Raw genomic sequence first — 21,097 nt, 5'->3', positions numbered from 1 at the left:
GTCAGCCCTTGGCGCCCGCCTCCACGATCGCCTTGAGGATCACCGCGTGGATCTCGGCCGGGTCGCTGACCTGGTGCCCCGAGCCGCCGGTGGCCCCGGCGATCTGCTCGACCTCGTCCTTGTCCGCGTCCGGGCCGACCGCGATGGCGATGAGCGGCACCGGGTGCTTCGGGTCGGCGAGGCTCTGGAGCCGCGAGACGAGGCTGCTGCGCGAGATGGATCCGGGGTCCTGGTTCGCGCCGTCGGTCACGACCACGAGGGCGTTGAACTTGCCGTTCCGGTAGGAGGACGTGGCCTCCTCGTAGGCCGCGAGCGTGGTGTCGTAAAGACCCGTGGCGCCGCCCGGCACGGGCTGCAGGCCGCTGAAGGCCTCGGACAGCCTGTCGCGCTGGGTGCCGCCGCCCTCGCGGTCGCCGAGGCGCTCGGTGGGCACGAGCTTGCGGTAGTCGCGGGTTCCGTCGAGGAGTGTGGCGAACTCCCACAGGCCGATCTCGTCCTCGGGCGTGAACGTGGCGAGCGCCTGGAGCATCGAGGCCTTCGTGACCTCCATGCGGGACTGGTTGCGGCCCGGCACATAGTTCGCCATGGAGGCGGAGGCGTCCACGACGACGGTGATCCGGGCGCTCTGCACCGTGATCGTCCACATGCCGAGGGTCTCCTGGAGTTCCTTGTCCGTCGGCGGCTCGGAGTCCGAGGCCGCGTACGGCTGCGGGCTGCGGCCGCCGGCCCCGGCGATCAGGGCGTCCGAGGGCTCCTCGTCGTCCGTCCTGAAGCCGTGCTTGTCCAGGATCCCGAGGCCGGCGTCCTCGCCGAGCAGGGTCATGAAGCGGATCGCGGCCCGTCGCTCGTCCGTCGACTTGACGCCCTCGTCGACCAGCGCGAACGGGTAGTCCAGCTGCGGCGAGCCGTCCTTCGGGTAGAAGAGGTCGAGCCCGTCCTTGTCGCCGGCGGTCGCGTTGTACCGGAACGAGGACTGCTCGGAGAGGATCAGCGCCTGATTGCGGCGCGGATTGCCCTGCTCGGTGCCGGAGGAGTCGCGCGCCAGGGTGTCGGTCAGCTGGCCGTCGCTGTCGGTGGTGCGCTGCGAGAGCGCCTTGGCCATGGCGGCGGCCTGGGTGTCGCCCTGCGACCCGGACTTCTTGGTGGAGGCGCCCAGCTGGGTCAGGGCGAGGAGACCGGTCGCGCTGCGCGCGGGGTCCGCGGTCCCGAGCCGCAGCTTGTCGCCCTCCATGGCCGCGCCGGTCAACTGCGCCCAGGTGTACTTCTTCGCGGGCCAGCCCATGCTCTTCGCGGCCGACGGCACCATGCTGATGCCGATGGGGGAGGAGGCTATGTTGCCCATCGCCGTGACGCGAGTGGCGTTCCCGCCGAGGCCGGCGCGCTGGATCCACAGACTCGAATCCGGCACCCACGCCTCGTAGTCCCCGGTGCCCTTCCGGCCCTTGCGCACGGCATCGGCGATCTTGTACGAGTCGCCCGCCTGCACGCGGGTGTCGAGGCACTGTCCGTCGGAGGTCAGATGGTTCTTGCGGGCGAGGTCCGCGGCGTCGCGCAGCGCGGGGGCGATGTCGGGCGAGGCGGCGATGTCGAGGTGGACCGTCTTGCCGTTGCAGGCCCCGCCGAAGGAGAGCAGGCCGCTCCTGGCCGCCAGAGCCGTGCCACCGGCGACCACGAGAACGAGGGCCGTGGCGATGGCGACGGTCCGGCCGCGTGTGCGGGAGCGGGGGGCGACCGCGTCCGTCCCGTGCTCGTCGGGCAAGCTGTGACGTCCCATGCGGTGGTGCCCTTCCTCGGGTCCCGGCCCGACGCAAGGGGAGAGGTACACCAAAGAACGGCCTTCGTCCCCCCGGCCTGTCGCGCGCGATCTTCGTACCTGTATTCGAGACCCTAGCGGGGCTAGGTGGGGGATGAGGCGGGATTACTCAACTGGAGGCAGGTGTGCAGGCGGAGGCGGGTGCGGTGGCCGATTCCTTTCCCAACGAGCGGCTCTCGCGACACATTCTTCGGAACGAGACACTGCTCGTCCTGGCACTCTCGCTCGGTGCGAGCGGAGTGTCCGCGCTGATCAGCTTTGTTGGATCGGTCACCAAACCGGGGGGCCTGAAGGACCAGGCGGCGACCCTGAACGCCTCGGCGGCTCCCGGGCGGCCGTGGCTTGATCTGGCGTGGCAGTTGTTCGGGATCGCGAGCGCGCTCGTCCCGGTCGCGCTCATCGCGCACCTGCTGCTGCGTGAGGGGGTCGGGATGCGGACGATCGGCTTCGACCGTACGAGACCGCTCTTCGACACGACCCGCGGCGCGGTGATCGCGGCGGTCATCGGCAGCACGGGCATCGCCTTCTACCTGGCGGCCCGTGGCCTCGGCTTCAACCTCACGGTGGTGCCGGAGGCGCTGCCCGACGTGTGGTGGAAGTTCCCGGTCCTGATCATGTCGGCGATCCAGAACGCCGTCCTCGAGGAAGTGATCGTCGTCGGCTATCTGCTGCGCAGGCTGGGGCAGTTGGGCTGGACGCCCGGCACGGCGATCGTGGCCAGCTCGGTGCTGCGCGGGTCGTACCACCTCTACCAGGGCATCGGCGGCTTCTTCGGGAACCTCGCGATGGGCCTGGTCTTCGCTTATCTGTACCGGCGGTGGGGGCGGGTCGGGCCGCTGGTGGTGGCGCACTCGCTGCTCGACATCGGTGCGTTCGTCGGATACGCGCTGCTCGCGGGGAAGGTGGGGTGGCTGCCCACGGCGTGAGGCCGGGGCGGGTGCCGGATGCAGGGGCGTACGAGATTTTCGTACGCCCCTGCGGCGTGGAAGGCCCTAGGTGAGCAGGTCGCCCTCGATGACCGTGACGGCGCGGCCGGTGAGCAGGGTGCGGGCGCCGCGCAGTTCGGTGTGCACGAAGCCGGTACGGGCGGAGGCCTGGAGGCCGGTGAGTTCGGCGCGGCCGAGGCGCGCGGACCAGAACGGCGCGAGGGCCGTGTGGGCGCTGCCGGTGACCGGGTCCTCGTCGATACCGACGCGCGGGAAGAAGCAGCGGGAGACGAAGTCGTAGGCGCCGTCGGGGTCCGCCGCGCGGGCGGTGGCGATCACGCCGCGCTCCGAATGGGCGGCGAGTGCCTTGAGGTCGGGTGCGAGGGCGCGCACGGTCTTCTCGTCCGCGAGCTCGACGAGCAGGTCGCCCACCTGGCGGCCGGTGTCGTGCACCGAGAGCGGCTCGGCGCCCAGGGCTGCCGCGACCCCTTCGGGGCTGTCGATACGGGTCAGGGGCGCGGTCGGGAAGTCGAGCGTGATCGTGCCGTCCTCGCGCGGGGTCGCGACGAGCACGCCGCTGCGGGTGGCGAAGCGGACCGGGCCCTGGGTGGCGCCGGTGCTGTGCAGCACGTGAGCGGTGGCCAGGGTGGCGTGGCCGCACATGTCGACCTCGGTGGCGGGGGTGAACCAGCGCAGCGCCCAGTCGGCGTCGCCGGAGGGCAGCGGGTGGGCGAAGGCCGTCTCGGCGTGGTTGACCTCGGCGGCGATGTCCTGGAGCCGGGCGTCGTCGGGGAAGGCGTCGAGGAGCAGTACGCCGGCCGGATTGCCGGCGAAGGGGCGGTCGGTGAAGGCGTCCACGATTCGAATGCGCATGGGGTCGACGCTACGGGGACGGCGAAAGCGCAGGCCAAGGCCAATTCGGAACAGCTGGACCGGCCGAGGGTTGTCAGCCGAACAGTTCCGATATATCGTTGACGCATCGCGACCGATCAACGATGGAAGGAATGATTGCGATGCGTTCCCATGGCTACGAGCATGAGCACGGACACGGACATGGACAGTGCGGGCCCGGCCATCCCGGTCGGGGCGGCTTCGAAGGGCGGCGCGCCGCCTTCGGCCCCTTCGGGCCGGGCTTCGGCCCGGGACCCTGGGGTGGCGGCGGGCGCGGCGGCCGGGGCGGACCTCGCGGAAGGGCACGGCGCGGCGATGTGCGCGCGTCGATCCTGGCCCTCCTGAAGGACCGTCCGATGCACGGCTACGAGATGATCCAGGAGATCGCCGAGCGCAGTGGCGGGGCGTGGAAGCCCAGTCCGGGTTCGGTGTACCCGACCCTTCAACTGCTGGAGGACGAGGGCCTGATCGCCAGCGAGAGCGAGGGCGGCAAGAAGCTGTTCGCGCTCACCGACTCGGGCCGTTCCGCGGCCGACGAGGGACCCGACGCCCCCTGGGAAGAGGCTGGGCGCGGGGTCGACTGGGACACCCTGAACGAGATCCGGCAGGCCGGCTTCGGTCTGATGGAGGCGTTCGGGCAGGTCTGGAAGACCGGCAGCAAGGAGCAGCGCGAGAAGGCGCTGACCGTCATCAACGACGCCCGTAAGAAGCTGTACCTGATCCTCGCCGACGAGGACTGACGTCCTCGGGGCGATGCCCCGTACCGACGGAGGAAGGCGCCCCGCACCGAGTGTGCGGGGCGCCTTCGCGTGCTCGCCGGTGTGTCCGGCTCAGACGACGAGGCCGGCCAGTTTGCGCAGCGACTCGTTGAGCGCGGCCGTCGCCGAGTCCTTGAGCTTGCCCGCCATCAGGGACACGGCGGCGCCGGTGAACTCGCCGTCGATGCGGACCGTCGTGCCGTCGCCGTCCGCGGTCAGGGTGTAGCGCGTGCCGACGTTGACACCCATCGGGCCCTTGCCCCGGATCGCGAGGGTGCGGGTGGTCTCCAGGTCCTCGACGGTCCAGGTCACCTCCGCCGGGAAGCCCATGAGCTTCATGTTCTCCTCGAACGTGCCGCCCACTTCGAGCGCCGTGGGGGCGCCTTTGGGGAAGCTCGTGTGGGTGGCGTTCCACTCTCCGTACGCGGTGAAGTCGGTGAGCTGGGCCCAGACCTTCTCCGCGGGCGCCCCGATCCGTGCTTCCGCGCTGACTTCGGCCATGCGACCACCCCTTCTCGACGAGAGCTGCGGCGGGCGCAGCCGTGGTGTCGCGGAAAGTAGCCGCAGGGCCTCGAACATTCAATACTGATGAAGTGTCAGAAACGGATGGGGGAGGAACCGTGGTCAGCCGAGCTTCGCGATGACCGCGGCGTCGAAGAGGTCCGAGGCGCGCGGGAACGGCCCCTCGTCGTGGCAGTGCCAGGCGTCCCAGAACAGGTCGGCGAGCAGCGCGTCGTCGGGTGCGTACACCCGGTACACGTACTGTCTGCCGTCGATCGCTGGCAGGGCCACGAGCCAGCACCTGCTCTTCATGCTTGTGAAGGACGAGTTCCGGTACGTCTGCGGTTGCGTGAGGGGCTCGATGCAAGGCGGCGCGCGCCCCTCGGGGTAAAAAGGCGCGATCTCATCCGTAAGGAGGAGAACCCGCTCATGCGTGCCCACCTTGTGTCGGACGTGGAAATGCTTCCCGCCGGGGATGCCCGGCCGGACAGGGGCTGATGAGGTGGGAGATGTGCAAAGCCCTACCCCGTCCGAGGCCGCGGCAAGCGGCCACAGCCGTGCAGATGTTGACGCCAGGCTCAGTCCCGAGCTCGCCTCGGTGGTGGCCGGCGCGCGCCGCAGAGCCGTCCGTGACGGGGACCGCCAGATCGACACCGCCCATCTCCTGCACTCGCTCCTCGAGACCGACCCGCAGGTGCGCGAGGCCTTCGGCGGCGGACCGCAGCTCGCCCGCCTCCTCGGCTACCTCGTGCAGCGGAGCATCGGCTACGGACTTCAGTGGCAGGGCACGGTCGAGGACTCCGGAGCCGTGCCCGTCGTGACGGGGCTCGGCTGGTCGCCCGCCGCGGCCGCCGCGATGGAAGCCGCGCACGACCGTGCCGAGCGCCGCGGCGACCCGCGTGCGCGCGGCGTCGACCTGCTCACCTCGCTCGCGGCGGACCGGGAGTGCCGCGCCGTCGAGGTGCTCGGGCGGGCCGGCGTCGATGCGGAGAGCCTGCGGCGGCATGTCGAGGCCGGGTGCTGAGGCGAGTGCTTCCTGGCTGAGGCCTGGCACTGCGCTGAGGCCTGGCTTTGTGTTGGGGCTGGGTTCTGTTCGGGGGTGCGGCTCGTATGGCCGTGCCCCCGTTCGTCGTGCGCGGCGCGTCCGGCACGTGAGACAGGGGTCATCGGGGGTGACGGTCATGACGTCGGCTGTCATGATGTGCCGGTGCATGCGTCTCAGGGGATTCAGGCGAACCGCGGGCGAGGTGTCGGACTGGGGCTCGCCCTTGTCTCGGCACTCGCCTTCGGCGGTTCCGGTGTGGCGGCGAAGCCGCTGATCGAAACGGGTCTCGACCCGCTCCACGTGGTGTGGCTGCGCGTCGCCGGCGCCGCGCTCGTCATGCTGCCCGTCGCCTGGCGGCACCGCTCCCTGGTCGTCCAGCGGCCCGCGCTGCTCGCCGGTTTCGGTCTGCTCGCCGTCGCCGGTGTGCAGGCCTGCTACTTCGCCGCGATCTCCCGTATCCCCGTCGGCGTCGCGCTCCTCATCGAGTATCTCGCCCCCGCGCTCGTCCTCGGCTGGGTGCGTTTCGTGCAGCGCAGGCCCGTGACGCGCGCCGCCGCGCTCGGCGTGGTCCTCGCCGTCGGCGGACTCGCCTGTGTCGTCGAGGTGTGGGCGGGCCTCAGCGTCGACCTGATCGGCCTGCTGCTCGCCCTCGCCGCCGCCTGCTGCCAGGTCGGCTACTTCGTCCTGTCCGACCAGGGCAGCGACGCGGGGGACCGGGCGCCGGACCCGCTCGGCGTGATCGCGTACGGGCTGCTCGTCGGCGCCCTCGTCCTGACGGTCGTGGCGCGCCCCTGGGGCATGGACTGGTCCGTGCTCGGCGGCAGTGCCTCGATGAACGGCACCTCCGTGCCCGCGTGGCTGCTGCTCTGCTGGATCGTGCTGATCGCCACGGTCGTCGCGTACGTGACCGGAGTCCTCTCGGTGCGCCGGCTCTCGCCTCAGGTGGCCGGAGTCGTGGCCTGCCTGGAAGCGGTCATCGCGACCGTGCTGGCCTGGGTGCTCCTGGGCGAGCACCTTTCGGCACCGCAGATCGTCGGCGGCGCGGTCGTCCTGGTCGGTGCGTTCATCGCGCAGTCCTCGGCTCCGGCGAAGCCCGAGATCGTCGCCGTTGCCGTCGAGGCCGTTGCCGTCGAGGCCGTCGCCGTCGAGGCCGCCGCGGACAGGACTGCCGCGGACAGGACGGCCCCGGACAAGGCCGCCTCGAGCGAGGCTGCCCCGGACAAGGCCGCCTCGAGCGAGGCTGCCCCGGACAAGGCCGCCTCGAGCGAGGCGGCCCCGGAGTCGACGGACAAGACGTTGTCCCGCCGCGGCAGCGCGAACTAAGGTCTTGATCATGCACTCACGCGCACTCGTGCTTCCGCCTCCGGCCGCATAACGCGGGCGGTGGCCGCCCGGAGCGTCACGCTCCGGAGACCCATCCGACGGAGATCCGGCTCGGGACGACCCGAGCGGGTCACGGCTGCCCGCAGACGACAGTCCGTGTCCCCGCCCCGCCCCCGTCCATGGGGCGCGGAGGCCATTCCTCGTGGAGAACCACGTGTCGCACACTGTCGCGGCTGACTCAGCCGACATCTCGTCCCGAATCTCGCCCGCCGGGGCCGCACCCCTGTTGCCCGTCGGGCGCGGGCTCCTCCACCTCGTCGTCGCCGGCGCCGCCTGGGGCACCGCGGGCGCGGCCGCCTCGCTGGTCTTCCGGGCCAGCGACCTCGGCCCCGCAGCCCTGTCGTTCTGGCGCTGCCTGGGCGGCCTCGCCCTGCTGCTCGTGGCACGGGCCCTCCGACCGCGCAGGACCCGGCCCACGGCGGAACCGCGCCTGCGCAAGGCGGTGCGGATCGTCGTCACCGGCATCGCCCTGAGTGTCTTCCAGACCGCGTACTTCGCGGGCGTCCAGGCGACCGGACTCGCCGTCGCCACCGTGGTCACGCTGGGCGCGGGACCCGTACTCATCGCGCTCGGCGCGCGCCTGACCATGGGCGAACGGCTCGGCGGCGGCGGGCTGTCGGCCGTCCTGGGCGCGCTCGCAGGCCTTGCCGTCCTCGTGCTCGGCGGCGGGGGCGCGGCCGTGCGTCCCGCCGGGGTCGTCTGGGCCCTGGTCTCCGCGGGCGGCTACGCCGTGATGACCCTGCTGACGCGCTGGTTCGGGCGGGACGGCCGGTCGGGCGATCAACTCGACATGTCCGTCCTGACGTTCGCCGTCGCCGCGGTGAGCCTCCTGCCGCTCGGCGCGCTGGAGGGCCTGGTGCCGCACACCTCCCAGCCGCTCCAGGTGCTGGGGATGCTGGTCTACATCGCGTCAGTACCTACTGCGCTCGCCTACGCCCTGTACTTCTCGGGCGCCGCGGTCGTCAAGTCCGCGACCGTCTCGGTGATCATGCTGCTCGAACCGGTGAGCGCCGCCGTCATCGCGGTCGTGCTCCTCGGCGAGCGGCTGACCGCGCCGACGGTGGCGGGCACGGTCCTGATGCTGGCCGCGGTGACCGGTCTCGCCGTCGCCGAGGCGCGCGCGAGGTAGCCGGCGAGGGCGCCCCGGTGCGCGTACCGACGCTCACCGGGGCGGTCGCCCCAAGAGGACGCCGCAGAAGCGCCCTACAGACCCGTCAGGTAGTCCGGCACCGCGATGCCGGGCGCGAGGTCGTCGGCCGGGACCGGCGCGCCGTGGCCCTTGGTGAGCGGGACGACGCCGGTCCAGTACGGCAGGCCGAGGTCCTCCTCGTCGTCGTTCGGGCCGCCGGCGCGGACCCGCGCGGAGACCTCCGCGAGGTCGAGGCGCAGGACGGACGTCGCCGCGAGCTCCTTGTCGTTCCCGGGGCGCGAGTCCTGGGAACGGCCCGGCACCACGTGGTCGACGAGCGCGTCGAGAGCCGTGCGCTTCTCGTCAGGGTCGGTCACCTGGTGGGCGAGGCCGTGCACCACCACGGAGCGGTAGTTGAGCGAGTGGTGGAAGGCGGAGCGCGCGAGCACGAGACCGTCGACATGGGTGACCGTCAGGCAGACCTGCAGTCCGGGGTCGGCCGCGCCCGCCATGCGCTGGACGCGCGCGCCCGTCGAACCGTGCACGTAGAGCGTCTCGCCGACGCGGCCGTACAGGGTCGGCAGCACGACGGGGGAGCCCTCGCGGACGAACCCGAGATGGCAGATGTACGCCTCGTCGAGTATCGAGTGGACCAGCTCACGGTCGTAGTGCGTCCGCTCGCGCATGCGGGCCGGGACGGTCCGGTCGGTCGCCGGGTAGGAGGCGGAGGCGTCCCCGGAAGCGACGGTGCCGGGCTCGGATGCCACGCTCATTGCCAACTCCATTGCACTAGTGCATAATCTTCTTTGTGCTAGGAGAGTATCCGATCGAAGGACGGCGCGCAGCAGAGATTGCGGCCAGCGTGGAGCGCGCGGTGGGCGGGGGTGACCTGCAGCCGGGTCAACTTCTGCCGCCGATGAGGGAGTTGGCCCAGCATCTCGGGGTCAATCCCAATACGGTCGCGGCCGCCTATCGCACGCTCCGTGAGCGCGGAGTGATCGAGACCGCGGGGCGCCGCGGCAGCCGGGTGCGGTCCAAGCCGGCCACGACGGCGCGCGAGCTGATCCGCGTCGACGTACCGGCCGGCGTGCGCGACGTCTCGAACGGCAACCCCGATACGGCCCTGCTGCCCTCGCTGGCCGAGGCCTTCGCCTGGGCGGCCGCGCGGGGCGACAAGGCGCCCGTCCTCTACGGCGACGGGCCCCTGGAGCCGGAACTGGCCCGCCACGCGCGCGTGGCCTTCGACAAGGACGGGATCCCGGAGGGCCCGGTCGCCGTCACATCGGGCTCCCTCGACGCCATCGAGCGAGTGCTCGCCGCGCACCTCAAGCCCGGCGACGCCGTCGCCGTCGAGGACCCGGGCTGGGGCAGCCTCCTCGACCTGGTCCCGGCGCTCGGGCTGCGCCTGGTGCCCGTCGGGGTGGACGACGACGGGCCGCTGGCCGACGAGGTGGAGCGGGCCCTGAGCGCGGGGGCGCGGGCCCTGGTGGTCACCGACCGCGCCCAGAACCCCACCGGCGCCGCCGTCACCGCACCACGCGCGCGTGCGCTGCGCAAAGTCCTGGCGGCCCACAAGGACGTACTGCTCATCGAGGACGACCACGGGCACGGGATCGTCGACCTGCCGCTGCATCCGCTGGCCGGTGTGACGCGGCACTGGGCGTTCGTGCGCTCCGCCGCGAAGGCCTATGGGCCCGACCTGCGGCTCGCCGTGCTGACGGGCGACGCGGTCACGGTCGACCGGGTGCAGGGGCGGCAGCGCCTGGGCCCCGGCTGGGTGAGCCGCATCCTTCAGCGGGCCGTCGCCCGGCTGTGGACCGAAGGGGCGGTGGACACACGCGCCGTCGCGGCGTCGTACGGGCAGCGCCGCGACGCGCTCATCGCGGCCCTCGCCGAGCGCGGGGTCGAGGCGCACGGGCGCAGCGGCATGAACGTGTGGGTGCCCGTACCGGACGAGACGGGGGCGGTCGCGCGGCTGCTGCACGCCGGGTGGGCTGTCGCGCCCGGGGCGCGGTTCCGGATGGGGGCGGTGCCCGGCGTGCGCATCACGGTGTCGACGCTCGGCGCGGACGACATCGGCCCGGTGGCCGACGCCGTCGCGTCCGCCACCGGGCCGGCCCCCGCCCGCCGTTACGGCTGAGTGCCGCGCCGAGGGGCCCGCGCCCTGGACTGGGTGAGCGCCGCGCCCGCCAGCACGATCACCGCGCCGATCGGGGTGGACCAGGTCAGGGCCTCGCCGAGCAGGGCGACCCCCGCGGCCGTCGCGATCACCGGGATGAAATAGGTGACCATCTGCGCCGTGGTCGGACCGACCTCTGCCACCAGGCCGTACTGGATGAGGAAGGCGAGGCCGGTGCCGAGTGCGCCCAGGGCGACAATCGCGAGCAGGGGCACGATCGGGAGGTGGGCCGGGAGCGTCGTGAACATCGGGGTGACGACGGCCAGTTGGACCGTGGCCATCAGGAGCTGCGCGCCGGAGAGCGAAAGGTTCGAGTGGCCGGTCCCGGCCAGCGTGCGGCGCAGATAGATCCAGCCGACCGGGTAGCACAGCGAGGCGAGCAGCGCCATCGCCGTGCCGGCCAGGTCCAGGCCGTGGAAGCCCTGCCACACGCCGAGGACCGTGAGCACCCCGAGGAAGCCGATGCCGAGCCCCGCGACCCGGCGGCGCGTGGGCCGGTCCTCGGAGAGCGCCACCAGTGACAGGGCCATGCCCCACAGCGGAGACGTCGCGTTGCAGATACCGGCGAGTGTCGAGGGGATCGTCTGCTCGGAGAAGGCGAACAGCGAGAACGGCAGGGAGTTGAGCAGCAGCGCCGCCACCGCGATGTGCCCCCAGGTCCGCAGGCCCCTCGGCAGCCGCTCACGCTTCACCGCCATGGCCACGGCGAGCACCGCCGTACCGAACGCGAGCCGCCCCAGCGTCACCTGGAACGGCGCGTAGCCGTCGGTGCCGACCTTGATGAGGAGAAAGCTGAAGCCCCAGATCAGCGACAGGACGCCGAAGCGGACGCGCCAGTCGAGGGCGCGGCGGGGTCGTGCGGAGGCGGGTGTTTCCGTAGGAATGCCGGAAGGCGCGGGGGCCGGAGTCGCGGGGGGCGACGAGGAGGCGACGGTGCTCATGGGCGTAACGATGCCGCCTCACAACGTCTTAGCACAAGCGAGACTTGTTCCCTGATATCGCTTAGCATCGCTTACATGTTGAACCTGGAGCGCCTGCGCACCCTCGACGCCCTCGCCCGCCACGGGTCCGTCAGCGGCGCCGCGGCAGGGCTGCACGTCACGACGTCCGCCGTCTCGCAGCAGATGGCCAAGCTGGAACGCGAGGTCGGCCAGCAGCTTCTCGCCAAGAACGGCAGGGGAGTGCGCCTCACCGACGCCGGGCGGCTGCTCGCCGAGCATGCGGGGCGGATCCTGTCCCAGGTCGAGCTCGCGCAGTCGGACCTGGAGGCGCACCGCGGGCAGGTCGTGGGGGAGCTGCGGATCTCCGCGTTCCCGACCGCGGCCCGCGGTCTCTTCCCGCGCGCCCTCGCGGCCCTGCGCGCGGAGCACCCGGGGCTGCGGCTGCGCTCGCAGGAGCTGGAGCCCGAGCTGGGGGTCGCCGGGGTCCTGCGCGGCGACCTCGACCTGGCGGTCGTGCTCGACTGGTACAACAAGCCGATGCCGCTCCCCGACGGGCTCGTCAAGGCGGCGATCCTCGACGATCCCGCCGATGTCGCGATGCCGGCGGACCACCCCCTCGCCGGTCGCCGGGAGGTGGGCCTGGAGGACTTCGCCGACGACGAGTGGATCACGTGGGGTGAGGGCGAGTTCTGCCACGAGTGGCTGCTCTTCACGCTGCGCGCGAAGGGTGTCGAGCCCCGCATCGGCCATCGTGCCGCCGAGACCCACACCCAGCTCGGCCTCGTCGCCGCCGGGCTCGGCGTGTGCGTGGCACCGATCCTCGGGCGCGATCCGGTGCCGGACGGCGTCGTGACCGTGCCGGTGCGTCAGCGCGTACGCCGGCACGTCTACGTCGTGTGGCGGGCCGACGCGGACCGGCGGCCGTCGATCAGGGCGGCGGTGAAGGCGCTCCGGAGCGTGGGCGCGAGCCTGGGCGGGGACGTCGCCGCGGGACAGGGCTCCCCAGGACGGCTCTAGAGCGACGCAAGCTTCCTGAAGTCCCACGACGCGATCTTGTCCGGCGTGAGCCGGGCCCAGGCGTGCCGGCCGTCGTGCACCATCTCGTCCATCGCGAAGTTCTTGCGGGCGAACAGCCGCTCAGGGGCGTCCAGTTCGGGCACGGGCTCGCCGGTGCGCGGGCTCTCCCCGACGAACTCCACCGTGCCCGACAGCTCGGCGCCGCGCAGCTCCCCGTACTCCTCGCCCGCGTCGATCACGACGGCGATGCGCGCGTCCTTGAGGAGGTCGGCCCAGCGGCGGCTGCGCGTGATCGAGTACAGCCACAGGCAGGTGCCGTCCCAGACGAACCACAGGGTGCTGGCGTGCGGGGAGCCGTCGGGCGAGACCGTGGCGACCCGGCAGGTGCGCTGGGATCCCAGGAACTCGTCCAGCTCGGCCGGTGTCATCATGATCCTGCGGCCCCGACGCTGTGTGACGGCCATGCGCACTCCCCTTCGAGGGCTTGTCGCTGACGGTGTGTCAGATCAGAAGCATGCGGTGTCTTCCCCCATGGCGCAATGGTGGCTAATCTCTCGCCGCTCAGGACGCCTGCGACAGGGGGACCCCGTGCCGTCGTACGAAGAGCTCGCCGAACTGCTCGATCCGGCCACCACGGTGCTGCTGACCGTGGAGTGCCAGCAGGGGGTCGTCGGCCCCGACAGCGCCCTGCCCGAACTCGCCAAGGAGGCCAGGGCGTCCGGGGCGCTCGGCAATGTGGCGCGACTCGTCTCGGGCGCCCACGAGAGCGGCGTACAGGTGCTGCACGCCGTGGCGGAGCGGCGGCCCGACGGGCGCGGCGCCAACCGCAACGGACGGCTGTTCCGTGCCGCCGCGCGCCTGCCCGTACAGCAGATCTCCGGCACCAAGGCGGTCAGGATCGCGCCGCCCGTCGAGGTGGCGGACGAGGACATCGTCGTACGCCGTCTGCACGGCCTCTCGCCCATCGCGGGCACCGACGTGGACGCCCTGCTGCGCAACCTCGGCTGCCGGACGCTGATCGTCACCGGCGTCTCGGCGAACGTCGCCATACCGAACGCCGTCTTCGACGCGGTGAACCGCGGCTACACCGTCGCCGTGCCCGCCGACGCCGTCGCGGGGGTGCCGTCCGACTACACCCCCGCGATGATCCGCAACACGCTCGCCCTCGTCGCCACCGTGACGTCCACACAGGACGTGCTCACCTGCTGGAAGCGCCCGCGCCGAAGCCGCTGACCCGCATCGCTAGGCGAGCGTGATCGAGTCGCCGGAGACGGTGATCTCCTTGATGGCCAGGGGCTGCGCGGCGGGCGGGTGCTTCACGCTGCCGTCCTCGATGGAGAACTTGCTGCCGTGGCACGGGCAGTTGATGGTGCCGCCCTCGATCGCGGTGACCGGGCACTGCTTGTGGGTGCAGATGTTCGTGAAGGCCTTGAACTCGCCCTTCTTCGGCTGCGTGACCACCACGCCCGCGTCACCGAAGATCTTTCCGCCGCCGACGGGGATGTCGGCGGTCTTGGCGAGTTCCTTGCCTGCCCCGTCCTTGGCCGCGCCGTCCTTGGCCGCGTTTCCCGCCGGCTCGGAGGACGACGAATCGTCCGAGCTCCCGCACGCGGTGAGCGCGGCGGCGATACCGGCGGCTCCCACGGCCGCGACGACGGTGCGGCGGGTCGGGGCGGATACGGACTCGTGCGAAGCGGTCATTACTGGTGTTTCCCTTCGGTTCGAGGGGGGTGGCCCACTCCCGTACGGGCCGCGGGACCGGAGTGTTCAACGCCGGACGGACTTTCGTACGGCGATGATGCGTCGCCTAACCTGGGGCAATGCTCACCGAAGTCACGGCGACCCGTTATGTCACCCCGATGAGGGAGGGCGGATCGCTTCCCGGGCTCGTCGAGGCCGACGATCTCGCCCCCTACGTCATGAAGTTCACCGGCGCGGGACAGGGCCGCAAGACGCTCGTCGCGGAGGTGATCTGCGGAGGGCTCGCGCGGCGGCTCGGATTCCGGGTGCCCGGGCTCGTACGGATCGGACTCGACCCCGTGATCGGCCTCGGTGAGCCCGACCAGGAGGTGCAGGGCCTCCTCAAGTCGAGCGGCGGCGTGAACCTCGGGATGCGATACCTCTCCGGCGCGCTCGGCTTCGACCCGCTCGCCTACGCGGTGGATCCCGTGGAGGCGGGCCGCGTCGTCTGGTTCGACGCCCTGATCAACAACGTCGACCGCTCCTGGCGCAACCCCAACATGCTGGTCTGGCGCGGCGACCTGTGGCTCATCGACCACGGCGCGAGCATGATCTGGCACCACAACTGGCGCGGCGCACAGGCCGCGGCGGCCCGGCCCTACGACGCCGTCGACCACGCCCTCGCCCCCTTCGCGCCCGACGTCGCGGCCGCCGCCGCGGAGCTGGCGCCCCTCCTCACCGAGGACTTGCTCGCCGAGGTCACCGCGGACGTCCCGGACGCCTGGCTCGCCGACGAGCCGGGCTTCGACGACCCGGACGCGGTGCGGCGCGCGTACGCCGCCGTGCTGCTGCCCCGCGCGGCGACCGTCCACGAGCGGATCGGCCTGCCCGAGCCGGATCCCGACCGCGTCCCGCGCACCCCGGGCTGGCTGACCGGTACGGCGAGTGTGAAGGGCGGCACCCGGTGACCACGACCACCCGAGACGTCTTCGAGTACGCGCTCCTGCGCGTCGTCCCGCGCGTCGAGCGCGGCGAGCAGATCAACGCCGGCGTGGTCGTCTACTGCCGCGCCAAGTCCTACGTCCGCGCGCTCACGCACCTCGACGAGACGAGGCTGCGCGCCCTCGACCCGGAGGCGGACGTGACCGGCGTCCGCGCGTCGCTCGCCGCCGTCGAGAGCCACTGCCGAGGGGGCGGCGACGCGGGCCAGGCGGCGGACGACGACGCGGGCCGGCGCTTCCGGTGGCTGGTCGCGCCGCGCTCCACGGTCGTGCAGCCGGGACCCGTGCACACCGGTCTCACCGAGGACCCCGAGGCCGAGGCCGACAGGCTCCTCGACCTCCTGGTGAGGTGACCTCGGGGCGGCCCCTTCGCGGTGAGTGATCAGGCGCACCCGGTGGGTACGTTGACACCGGGTGCCAGGACTTCTAGCGTCACGTCCACAGGGTACTAAGCGGTCGCTCACCGAGTTGGGACGTGAGGGCCGCACTCTAGGGCGAGGAGACCGAAGAGCATGTCCACCACTGAGCAGCGCGTCGCGATCGTCACCGGTGCCGCACGTGGCATCGGCGCCGCTACCGCCGTACGTCTGGCCGCCGAGGGTCGCGCCGTCGCCGTGATCGACCTCGACGAGGCCGCTTGCAAGGACACCGTCGAGCAGATCACCGGCGCCGGCGGCAAGGCCCTCGCGGTCGGCTGCGACGTCGCCGACGAGGCGCAGGTCGAGGCCGCGGTCGCGCGCATCGCCGAGGAGCTCGGCGCGCCGACGATCCTCGTCAACAACGCGGGCGTGCTCCGCGACAACCTGCTGTTCAAGATGAGCGCCCTGGACTGGGACACCGTCATGAACGTGCACCTGCGCGGCGCGTTCCTGATGTCGAAGGCCGTCCAGAAGCACATGGTGGACGCCAAGTTCGGCCGCATCGTCAACCTGTCCTCGTCGTCGGCGCTCGGCAACCGCGGCCAGGTCAACTACTCGGCGGCCAAGGCCGGCCTCCAGGGCTTCACCAAGACCCTCGCCAAGGAGCTCGGCAAGTTCGGCGTCACCGCGAACGCCGTCGCCCCCGGCTTCATCGTCACCGAGATGACGGCCGCCACCGCCGCCCGCGTCGGCATGGGCTTCGAGGAGTTCCAGGCCGCCGCCGCCACGCAGATCCCGGTCCAGCGCGTGGGCAAGCCCGACGACATCGCCAACGCCATCGCCTTCTTCACCGGCGAGGCGGCCGGATTCGTCTCCGGCCAGGTCATGTACGTCGCCGGCGGACCGCTCAACTAGGGCCGGGGGGAACGGACATGACTTCATCCCAGCTCCCGGAGCTCTCCGGCAAGGTCGCCCTCGTCACCGGCGGAAGCCGCGGCATCGGCTACGGCGTCGCCGAATCGCTCGTCGCCCGCGGTGACCGCGTCTGCATCACCGGACGCGGCGAGGACGCCCTCAAGGAGGCCGTCGAGCAGCTCGGTGCCGACCGCGTCATCTACGTCGCCGGCAAGGCCCACGACGAGGCGCACCAGGCCGCCGCCGTCGAGCGCACCATGGAGGCCTTCGGCCGCGTCGACTACCTGGTCAACAACGCCGGCACGAACCCGGTGTTCGGTCCCATCGCCGAGCTCGACCTGAACGTGGCGCGCAAGGTCTACGAGACCAACGTGATCTCCGCGCTCGGTTTCGCCCAGCAGACGTGGAAGGCGTGGCAGAGCGAGAACGGCGGGGCGATCGTCAACATCGCCTCCGTCGCGGGTCTCGCTCCGTCCCCGTTCATCGGCGCGTACGGCATGAGCAAGGCGGCGATGATCAACCTGACCATCCAGCTCGCGCACGAGTTCGCGCCCAAGGTGCGGGTCAACGCGATCGCCCCGGCGGTCGTCAAGACGAAGTTCGCGCAGGCCCTCTACGAGGGCCGCGAGGAGGAGGCCGCGGCCGCCTACCCGCTGGCCCGGCTCGGCATGCCCGAGGACATCGGCGGCGCCGCAGCCTTCCTGACCTCGCAGCAGTCCGACTGGATCACCGGTCAGACCCTCGTGGTGGACGGCGGAATCTTCCTCAATGCGGGCGTCGCCTGACAAACCCCTGCCGGGGGCGTATCGGACCAAGTTCGCCTAAGTGAAGTTCCCCGCGTATGTCGCGTACGTACGCATCAAGTGCCCTGCCGGAGTGCCTCGTTGGCCCGGCGGGGCACTGCGGTATGGTCTGCCGACCTGTGGCATGGCCGATCGAGGAGCGCGCGCGTGTTCAACCGGATCCAGGGCCCCCGTCAACTGGCGGCGATAACGTGCATATCGCTTCTCGCCGGATGTGGACTGATGTCGTCCGGAGAGTCCGACGACACCGAACCCATCGTCGTGGGGACCACCAGCGCGCCGAGCACCCTCGACCCGGCCGCGTCCTGGGACGGCTCCTGGGAGCTGTTCAGGAACGTCTACCAGACCCTTGTCGCCTTCCCGTCCGGCGCCTCCGAGCCGAAGCCCGACGCCGCCGAGCGCTGCGAGTTCACCGACCCCTCCAACAGCGTGTACCACTGCAAACTGCGCGAGGGCATGCAGTTCTCGAACGGCGACAAGCTCGACGCGGCGGCCGTCAAGTACTCCTTCGACCGCATCAGAAGGATCAACGTCAAGGGCGGCCCCGAGGGGCTCCTCGGCAGCCTGAAGTCGATCGAGGTCAAGGGCGACCGTGACGTCACCTTCACACTGAACAAGCCCGACGCGACCTTCCCCTTCGTGCTCGCGACACCGGCGATGTCCATCGTGGACCCCGCCGAGTACCCGGCCGACGCGGTCCGTGACGACGGCAAGATCGCCGGCTCGGGGCCGTACGCCCTCGACGCGTACACCGACGGCGACAAGGCCGAGCTCGTCAAGAACGACCACTACGACGGGTTCGCCGAGCGCAAGAACAGCGCCGTCACCATCCGTTACTTCAAGGACTCCGCCTCGATGGTCGGCGCCCTGCGCGCCAAGAAGATCGACGCCACGTACCGCGGGCTCGCCGCGTCGGACGTCGTGGGGCTCCAGGGCAAGCAGGCCAAGGACGGCATTCAGCTCGTCGAGGGCGCGGGCATGGAGATCAGCTACCTGGTGTTCAACCCCAAGGACCCCTGGGCGCGCAAGTCCGCCGTCCGCAAGGCCGTCGCCCAGGTCGTCGACCGCGGCGCGATCGCCCACAAGATCTACCAGGACACCGTCGAACCGCTCTACTCGATGGTCCCGAGGGGACTGACCGGGCACACCACCGGCTTCTTCGACGACTTCGGCGACCCGGACGCGGCCAAGGCCAAGGACATCCTCACCCGGGCGGGCATCACGGACCGGGTCCCGCTCACCCTCTGGTACACCACGGACCGCTACGGGTCCGCGACCGGCGCCGAGTTCACCGAGCTCAAGCGGCAGCTGAACGCCTCCGGACTGTTCGACGTCACCATCAAGGGGCGCCCCTGGAAGACGTTCGAGGCCGGATACCGCAAGGGCGAGTACCCCGCCTTCGGACGCGGCTGGTTCCCCGACTTCCCGGACGCGGACAACTTCATAGCCCCCTTCGTCGGCGAGCGGAACGCGCTCGGAACGCCCTACGCCTCCAAGGAGATCACCGACGACCTGCTGCCGCAGTCGCGCCGTGAGAGCGACCGCGCCGCCGTGGTGGGCCAGTTCAAGCGCGCCCAGCAGATACTCGTCGACGACGCCCGGCTGCTGCCGCTGTGGCAGGGCAAGCAGTACATCGCGGCCAGCGAGGAGATCTCGGGCGGCGAGCGGGCCCTCGACCCGTCGACGATCATGATGATGTGGGAGCTGCAGCGCAAGACCAGCTGGTAGGCGGTCCGCCGGGGCCCGTTGTCAGTGGCCGCGGGTAGGTTCTGGGGTGTGCAGCGGCCGTGCCTCGTGCGGCCGTGAAGTGACCGTACCCCGGAGGTTGTTGACGTGACCGACACCGCGATGCTGCCCGAGTCCTGGCGCGGCGTCCTCGGCGAGGAGCTGCAGAAGCCCTACTTCAAGGAGCTCACCGAGTTCGTCGAGGAGGAGCGCGCGAAGGGTCCCGTCTACCCGCCGCGCGAGGAGGTCTTCGCGGCGCTCGACGCGACCCCGTACGACCGGGTCAAGGTCCTTGTCCTCGGCCAGGACCCGTACCACGGCGAGGGACAGGGCCACGGTCTGTGCTTCTCCGTGCGGCCCGGCGTGAAGACGCCGCCCTCCCTGCGGAACATCTACAAGGAGATGAAGGAGGAGCTCGGCCACCCGGTCCCGGACAACGGGTATCTGATGCCGTGGGCCGAGCAGGGCGTCCTCCTGCTGAACGCGGTGCTCACGGTGCGGGCCGGCGAGGCCAACTCGCACAAGGGCAAGGGCTGGGAGAAGTTCACCGACGCGGTGATCCGCGCGGTGGCCGACCGGCCGGACCCGGCCGTGTTCGTCCTGTGGGGGAACTACGCGCAGAAGAAGCTCCCCCTCATCGACGAGGAGCGCCACGTCGTCGTGAAGGGCGCGCATCCCTCGCCGCTCTCCGCGAAGAAGTTCTTCGGCTCGCAGCCCTTCACCCAGATCGACAAGGCGGTGGCCGCCCAGGGGCACACGCCGATCGACTGGCGGATTCCGAACCTGGGCTGACGCCCCCGGGTGCTTGTCCCTCCGGGTGCGTGCGGCTCCGCGTGCGCTGACTGTCCGGCCCCCGGAGGGACCCCCGCCCGCGCCTGACCGGGATTGTCAGCGGCTGCCTATAACGTCGGAATCGTTGTGGGCTTGGATGATCGGCGTATGAGCGTGGAGGACCTGTGGCTGAGCAGCGGGAGCAGGCGGCGGACGACGTCATGATGACCCGGATCGGGCAGGTGATCATGCTCCATCACGCCGGCGACCGCGAGGAGGCCAGGGACCGGTACCTGGGCCTGTGGGCGGAGATCGGCGAGGACGGCGACCCCCTCCACCGCTGCACGCTCGCGCACTACATGGCGGATGCCCAGGACGACCCGGACCACGAGCTGGCGTGGGACCTGCGGGCCCTGTCCGCCGCCGAGGGCCTGACCGAGGCGCGGCTCGCACTCCACGAGCAGTCGCTCGCGGTCCGCGCGCTCTACCCCTCGCTGCATCTCAACCTTGCGGCGGACTATGTGAAGCTCGGCCGCCCCGAGGCGGCCCGCAGCCATCTGACGCAGGCGCGCGCCGTGGTGGGCGCGCTCGGGGACGACGGTTACGGAGACGGTGTACGGGCGGCCATCGCCCGCCTGGAAACGCGGGTCGCGGCGATGCCGCCCGGAAGGGACGAGGGCCCGGGCCACGGTTCCGCCGGGGGCGAGCCGCTGGGGCCGCCCAGACGGAGTTCGTAGGCGGCCACCCCCTCACCGGGTCCGCGCTCGATGCGCCGCCCGCCTCACCTCGTCCTCCGTCGCTCCCTACCCTCGCCCCCTCGCCTTTCGCCCCACCTCACCGTCCGTACGTCTCCCGGCAGATGCGGGCCTCGGGGCTGTCCGGGTTCCACTTGCCGTACTGGTTGCCCAGGGCGCACACCTCGCCCGCGAGGCCCGGTGCCACGGGGGCGGCCGTGTGCGAGTGGTGCGGCGGAGGCGCCGCGGGGCGTGCCGCGTGGCCGGGGCCCGACCGGTGCGGGGCTTCGTGGCGTGGCGGCTGGGGCGAGCGTGGCGCAGGGGTCGGCTCGGCTGAGGGCGCGTGGGCCGGCGGCGTGCGGCCCATCCTGTCCAGCGCCTCCCGCACCGGCGCCTGTACGACCTGGGGGTCGGCCCGGCCGTCGGGGCGGGGCGCCGCCGGAACGGCCGGGGCGCTGGGGGACACGGCCGGAGGCTCCGGCTGCCGTACGCTCACGCAACCGGACACGGCGGCGGCCGTGGCCGC

At 71.7% G+C, this 21,097-nt stretch carries 24 protein-coding genes; 15 read left to right on the top strand and 9 right to left on the bottom strand.

Annotated elements, in window-relative coordinates; all coding sequences use genetic code 11:
- Window position 1 precedes the first annotated feature (1 nt).
- Complete coding sequence (locus LGI35_RS09945; protein WP_227293535.1) at window positions 2-1,774, bottom strand: substrate-binding and VWA domain-containing protein; 1,773 nt, start codon at window positions 1,772-1,774, stop codon at window positions 2-4.
- Between the two features lie 164 nt (window positions 1,775-1,938).
- On the opposite strand from LGI35_RS09945, the gene LGI35_RS09940 reads away from it, so the two are divergent.
- Window positions 1,939-2,739 carry a CPBP family intramembrane glutamic endopeptidase gene (locus tag LGI35_RS09940; RefSeq protein WP_227293534.1) on the top strand — a complete coding sequence of 267 codons (801 nt, stop codon included), beginning with the start codon at window positions 1,939-1,941 and terminating at the stop codon, window positions 2,737-2,739.
- Window positions 2,740-2,805: 66 nt separating this feature from the next.
- Here LGI35_RS09940 and LGI35_RS09935 read toward each other — a convergent pair whose 3' ends face one another.
- Window positions 2,806-3,612, bottom strand: coding sequence for a PhzF family phenazine biosynthesis protein (locus LGI35_RS09935; RefSeq protein WP_227293533.1), 807 nt, complete (start codon window positions 3,610-3,612; stop codon window positions 2,806-2,808).
- Between the two features lie 140 nt (window positions 3,613-3,752).
- Between LGI35_RS09935 and LGI35_RS09930 the strand changes: the two genes are divergently transcribed.
- Window positions 3,753-4,370 carry a PadR family transcriptional regulator gene (locus LGI35_RS09930; protein WP_116500039.1) on the top strand — a complete coding sequence of 206 codons (618 nt, stop codon included), beginning with the start codon at window positions 3,753-3,755 and terminating at the stop codon, window positions 4,368-4,370.
- 90 nt (window positions 4,371-4,460) lie between these two features.
- Here LGI35_RS09930 and LGI35_RS09925 read toward each other — a convergent pair whose 3' ends face one another.
- Together LGI35_RS09925 and LGI35_RS09920 are read right to left on the bottom strand one after the other, a co-directional pair.
- On the bottom strand, window positions 4,461-4,889 hold the full coding sequence (locus LGI35_RS09925; RefSeq protein ID WP_227293532.1) for a type II toxin-antitoxin system Rv0910 family toxin: 429 nt from the start codon (window positions 4,887-4,889) through the stop codon (window positions 4,461-4,463).
- A gap of 123 nt (window positions 4,890-5,012) precedes the next feature.
- Window positions 5,013-5,180: a hypothetical protein gene (locus LGI35_RS09920; RefSeq protein ID WP_227293531.1), complete on the bottom strand. Its 168-nt coding sequence runs from the start codon at window positions 5,178-5,180 to the stop codon at window positions 5,013-5,015.
- Window positions 5,181-5,400: 220 nt separating this feature from the next.
- On the opposite strand from LGI35_RS09920, the gene LGI35_RS09915 reads away from it, so the two are divergent.
- The 3 genes from LGI35_RS09915 (at window position 5,401) to LGI35_RS09905 (ending at window position 8,446) form a co-directional block, all read left to right on the top strand.
- Complete coding sequence (locus LGI35_RS09915; RefSeq protein ID WP_376221483.1) at window positions 5,401-5,913, top strand: Clp protease N-terminal domain-containing protein; 513 nt, start codon at window positions 5,401-5,403, stop codon at window positions 5,911-5,913.
- Window positions 5,914-6,090: 177 nt separating this feature from the next.
- The gene (locus LGI35_RS09910) at window positions 6,091-7,257 is read left to right on the top strand and encodes an EamA family transporter (RefSeq protein WP_227293529.1); all 1,167 of its coding nucleotides are present in this window, start codon (window positions 6,091-6,093) and stop codon (window positions 7,255-7,257) included.
- A 259-nt stretch (window positions 7,258-7,516) separates the two neighbouring features.
- Entirely contained in the window at window positions 7,517-8,446 is a 930-nt protein-coding gene (locus LGI35_RS09905) for a DMT family transporter (RefSeq protein ID WP_227300259.1), read from the top strand.
- A gap of 74 nt (window positions 8,447-8,520) precedes the next feature.
- On the opposite strand, the gene LGI35_RS09900 is transcribed toward LGI35_RS09905, so the two are convergent.
- The gene (locus LGI35_RS09900) at window positions 8,521-9,219 is read right to left on the bottom strand and encodes a pyridoxamine 5'-phosphate oxidase family protein (protein ID WP_227293528.1); all 699 of its coding nucleotides are present in this window, start codon (window positions 9,217-9,219) and stop codon (window positions 8,521-8,523) included.
- Window positions 9,220-9,254: 35 nt separating this feature from the next.
- On the opposite strand from LGI35_RS09900, the gene LGI35_RS09895 reads away from it, so the two are divergent.
- Entirely contained in the window at window positions 9,255-10,586 is a 1,332-nt protein-coding gene (locus LGI35_RS09895; protein WP_227293527.1) for an aminotransferase class I/II-fold pyridoxal phosphate-dependent enzyme, read from the top strand.
- On the opposite strand, the gene LGI35_RS09890 is transcribed toward LGI35_RS09895, so the two are convergent.
- On the bottom strand, window positions 10,577-11,566 hold the full coding sequence (locus LGI35_RS09890) for a DMT family transporter (protein WP_227293526.1): 990 nt from the start codon (window positions 11,564-11,566) through the stop codon (window positions 10,577-10,579). The two genes, LGI35_RS09895 and LGI35_RS09890, sit on opposite strands and share 10 nt — an antisense overlap.
- A gap of 75 nt (window positions 11,567-11,641) precedes the next feature.
- Here LGI35_RS09890 and LGI35_RS09885 point away from each other — a divergent pair, with 75 nt between their 5' ends.
- Complete coding sequence (locus LGI35_RS09885; protein WP_227293525.1) at window positions 11,642-12,583, top strand: LysR family transcriptional regulator; 942 nt, start codon at window positions 11,642-11,644, stop codon at window positions 12,581-12,583.
- Here LGI35_RS09885 and LGI35_RS09880 read toward each other — a convergent pair.
- A complete protein-coding gene (locus tag LGI35_RS09880; protein ID WP_227293524.1) occupies window positions 12,580-13,047 on the bottom strand; it encodes a pyridoxamine 5'-phosphate oxidase family protein in 468 nt (155 codons plus the stop codon). The genes LGI35_RS09885 and LGI35_RS09880 overlap by 4 nt on opposite strands.
- 124 nt (window positions 13,048-13,171) lie before the next feature.
- On the opposite strand from LGI35_RS09880, the gene LGI35_RS09875 reads away from it, so the two are divergent.
- Window positions 13,172-13,816 (top strand): cysteine hydrolase family protein, encoded by a 645-nt coding sequence (locus LGI35_RS09875; protein WP_227293523.1) that lies wholly within the window; start codon window positions 13,172-13,174, stop codon window positions 13,814-13,816.
- 9 nt (window positions 13,817-13,825) lie between these two features.
- Here LGI35_RS09875 and LGI35_RS09870 read toward each other — a convergent pair whose 3' ends face one another.
- Window positions 13,826-14,284 carry a Rieske (2Fe-2S) protein gene (locus LGI35_RS09870; protein ID WP_227293522.1) on the bottom strand — a complete coding sequence of 153 codons (459 nt, stop codon included), beginning with the start codon at window positions 14,282-14,284 and terminating at the stop codon, window positions 13,826-13,828.
- Window positions 14,285-14,403: 119 nt separating this feature from the next.
- Between LGI35_RS09870 and LGI35_RS09865 the strand changes: the two genes are divergently transcribed.
- The 7 genes from LGI35_RS09865 to LGI35_RS09835 all read left to right on the top strand — a co-directional run bounded on the left by LGI35_RS09865 (window position 14,404) and on the right by LGI35_RS09835 (window position 20,574).
- Window positions 14,404-15,231 (top strand): DUF4996 domain-containing protein, encoded by an 828-nt coding sequence (locus tag LGI35_RS09865; protein ID WP_227293521.1) that lies wholly within the window; start codon window positions 14,404-14,406, stop codon window positions 15,229-15,231.
- Window positions 15,228-15,617, top strand: a complete 390-nt coding sequence (locus LGI35_RS09860; protein ID WP_227293520.1) for a DUF3037 domain-containing protein — start codon at window positions 15,228-15,230, stop codon at window positions 15,615-15,617. The genes LGI35_RS09865 and LGI35_RS09860 overlap by 4 nt, the downstream gene beginning before the upstream one ends.
- A 159-nt stretch (window positions 15,618-15,776) precedes the next feature.
- The gene (gene fabG, locus LGI35_RS09855; protein WP_116500074.1) at window positions 15,777-16,538 is read left to right on the top strand and encodes a 3-oxoacyl-ACP reductase FabG; all 762 of its coding nucleotides are present in this window, start codon (window positions 15,777-15,779) and stop codon (window positions 16,536-16,538) included.
- A 17-nt stretch (window positions 16,539-16,555) separates the two neighbouring features.
- Window positions 16,556-17,323, top strand: coding sequence for an SDR family oxidoreductase (locus tag LGI35_RS09850; RefSeq protein WP_227293519.1), 768 nt, complete (start codon window positions 16,556-16,558; stop codon window positions 17,321-17,323).
- Window positions 17,324-17,488: 165 nt separating this feature from the next.
- A complete protein-coding gene (locus LGI35_RS09845; protein WP_227293518.1) occupies window positions 17,489-19,069 on the top strand; it encodes an ABC transporter substrate-binding protein in 1,581 nt (526 codons plus the stop codon).
- Window positions 19,070-19,174: 105 nt separating this feature from the next.
- Complete coding sequence (gene ung, locus LGI35_RS09840; protein ID WP_116500077.1) at window positions 19,175-19,858, top strand: uracil-DNA glycosylase; 684 nt, start codon at window positions 19,175-19,177, stop codon at window positions 19,856-19,858.
- 164 nt (window positions 19,859-20,022) lie between these two features.
- On the top strand, window positions 20,023-20,574 hold the full coding sequence (locus tag LGI35_RS09835) for a hypothetical protein (RefSeq protein ID WP_227293517.1): 552 nt from the start codon (window positions 20,023-20,025) through the stop codon (window positions 20,572-20,574).
- Window positions 20,575-20,671: 97 nt separating this feature from the next.
- On the opposite strand, the gene LGI35_RS09830 is transcribed toward LGI35_RS09835, so the two are convergent.
- Window positions 20,672-21,037, bottom strand: a complete 366-nt coding sequence (locus LGI35_RS09830) for a hypothetical protein (RefSeq protein WP_227293516.1) — start codon at window positions 21,035-21,037, stop codon at window positions 20,672-20,674.
- Window positions 21,038-21,097 lie beyond the last annotated feature (60 nt).

This window comes from Streptomyces longhuiensis (assembly GCF_020616555.1).
GTDB lineage: Bacteria > Actinomycetota > Actinomycetes > Streptomycetales > Streptomycetaceae > Streptomyces > Streptomyces longhuiensis.
The sequence above is the reverse complement of the archived record's forward strand: the minus strand, read 5'-3'. Positions and strand labels throughout refer to the sequence as shown.

Coding starts and splice junctions, on each gene's coding strand:
- LGI35_RS09945 (WP_227293535.1), bottom strand. CDS start 1,774: ATGGGACGTCACAGCTTGCCCGACGAGCACGGGACGGACGCGGTCGCC.
- LGI35_RS09935 (WP_227293533.1), bottom strand. CDS start 3,612: ATGCGCATTCGAATCGTGGACGCCTTCACCGACCGCCCCTTCGCCGGC.
- LGI35_RS09930 (WP_116500039.1), top strand. CDS start 3,753: ATGCGTTCCCATGGCTACGAGCATGAGCACGGACACGGACATGGACAG.
- LGI35_RS09925 (WP_227293532.1), bottom strand. CDS start 4,889: ATGGCCGAAGTCAGCGCGGAAGCACGGATCGGGGCGCCCGCGGAGAAG.
- LGI35_RS09900 (WP_227293528.1), bottom strand. CDS start 9,219: ATGAGCGTGGCATCCGAGCCCGGCACCGTCGCTTCCGGGGACGCCTCC.
- LGI35_RS09890 (WP_227293526.1), bottom strand. CDS start 11,566: ATGAGCACCGTCGCCTCCTCGTCGCCCCCCGCGACTCCGGCCCCCGCG.
- LGI35_RS09885 (WP_227293525.1), top strand. CDS start 11,642: ATGTTGAACCTGGAGCGCCTGCGCACCCTCGACGCCCTCGCCCGCCAC.
- LGI35_RS09880 (WP_227293524.1), bottom strand. CDS start 13,047: ATGGCCGTCACACAGCGTCGGGGCCGCAGGATCATGATGACACCGGCC.
- LGI35_RS09870 (WP_227293522.1), bottom strand. CDS start 14,284: ATGACCGCTTCGCACGAGTCCGTATCCGCCCCGACCCGCCGCACCGTC.
- LGI35_RS09865 (WP_227293521.1), top strand. CDS start 14,404: ATGCTCACCGAAGTCACGGCGACCCGTTATGTCACCCCGATGAGGGAG.
- fabG (WP_116500074.1), top strand. CDS start 15,777: ATGTCCACCACTGAGCAGCGCGTCGCGATCGTCACCGGTGCCGCACGT.
- LGI35_RS09850 (WP_227293519.1), top strand. CDS start 16,556: ATGACTTCATCCCAGCTCCCGGAGCTCTCCGGCAAGGTCGCCCTCGTC.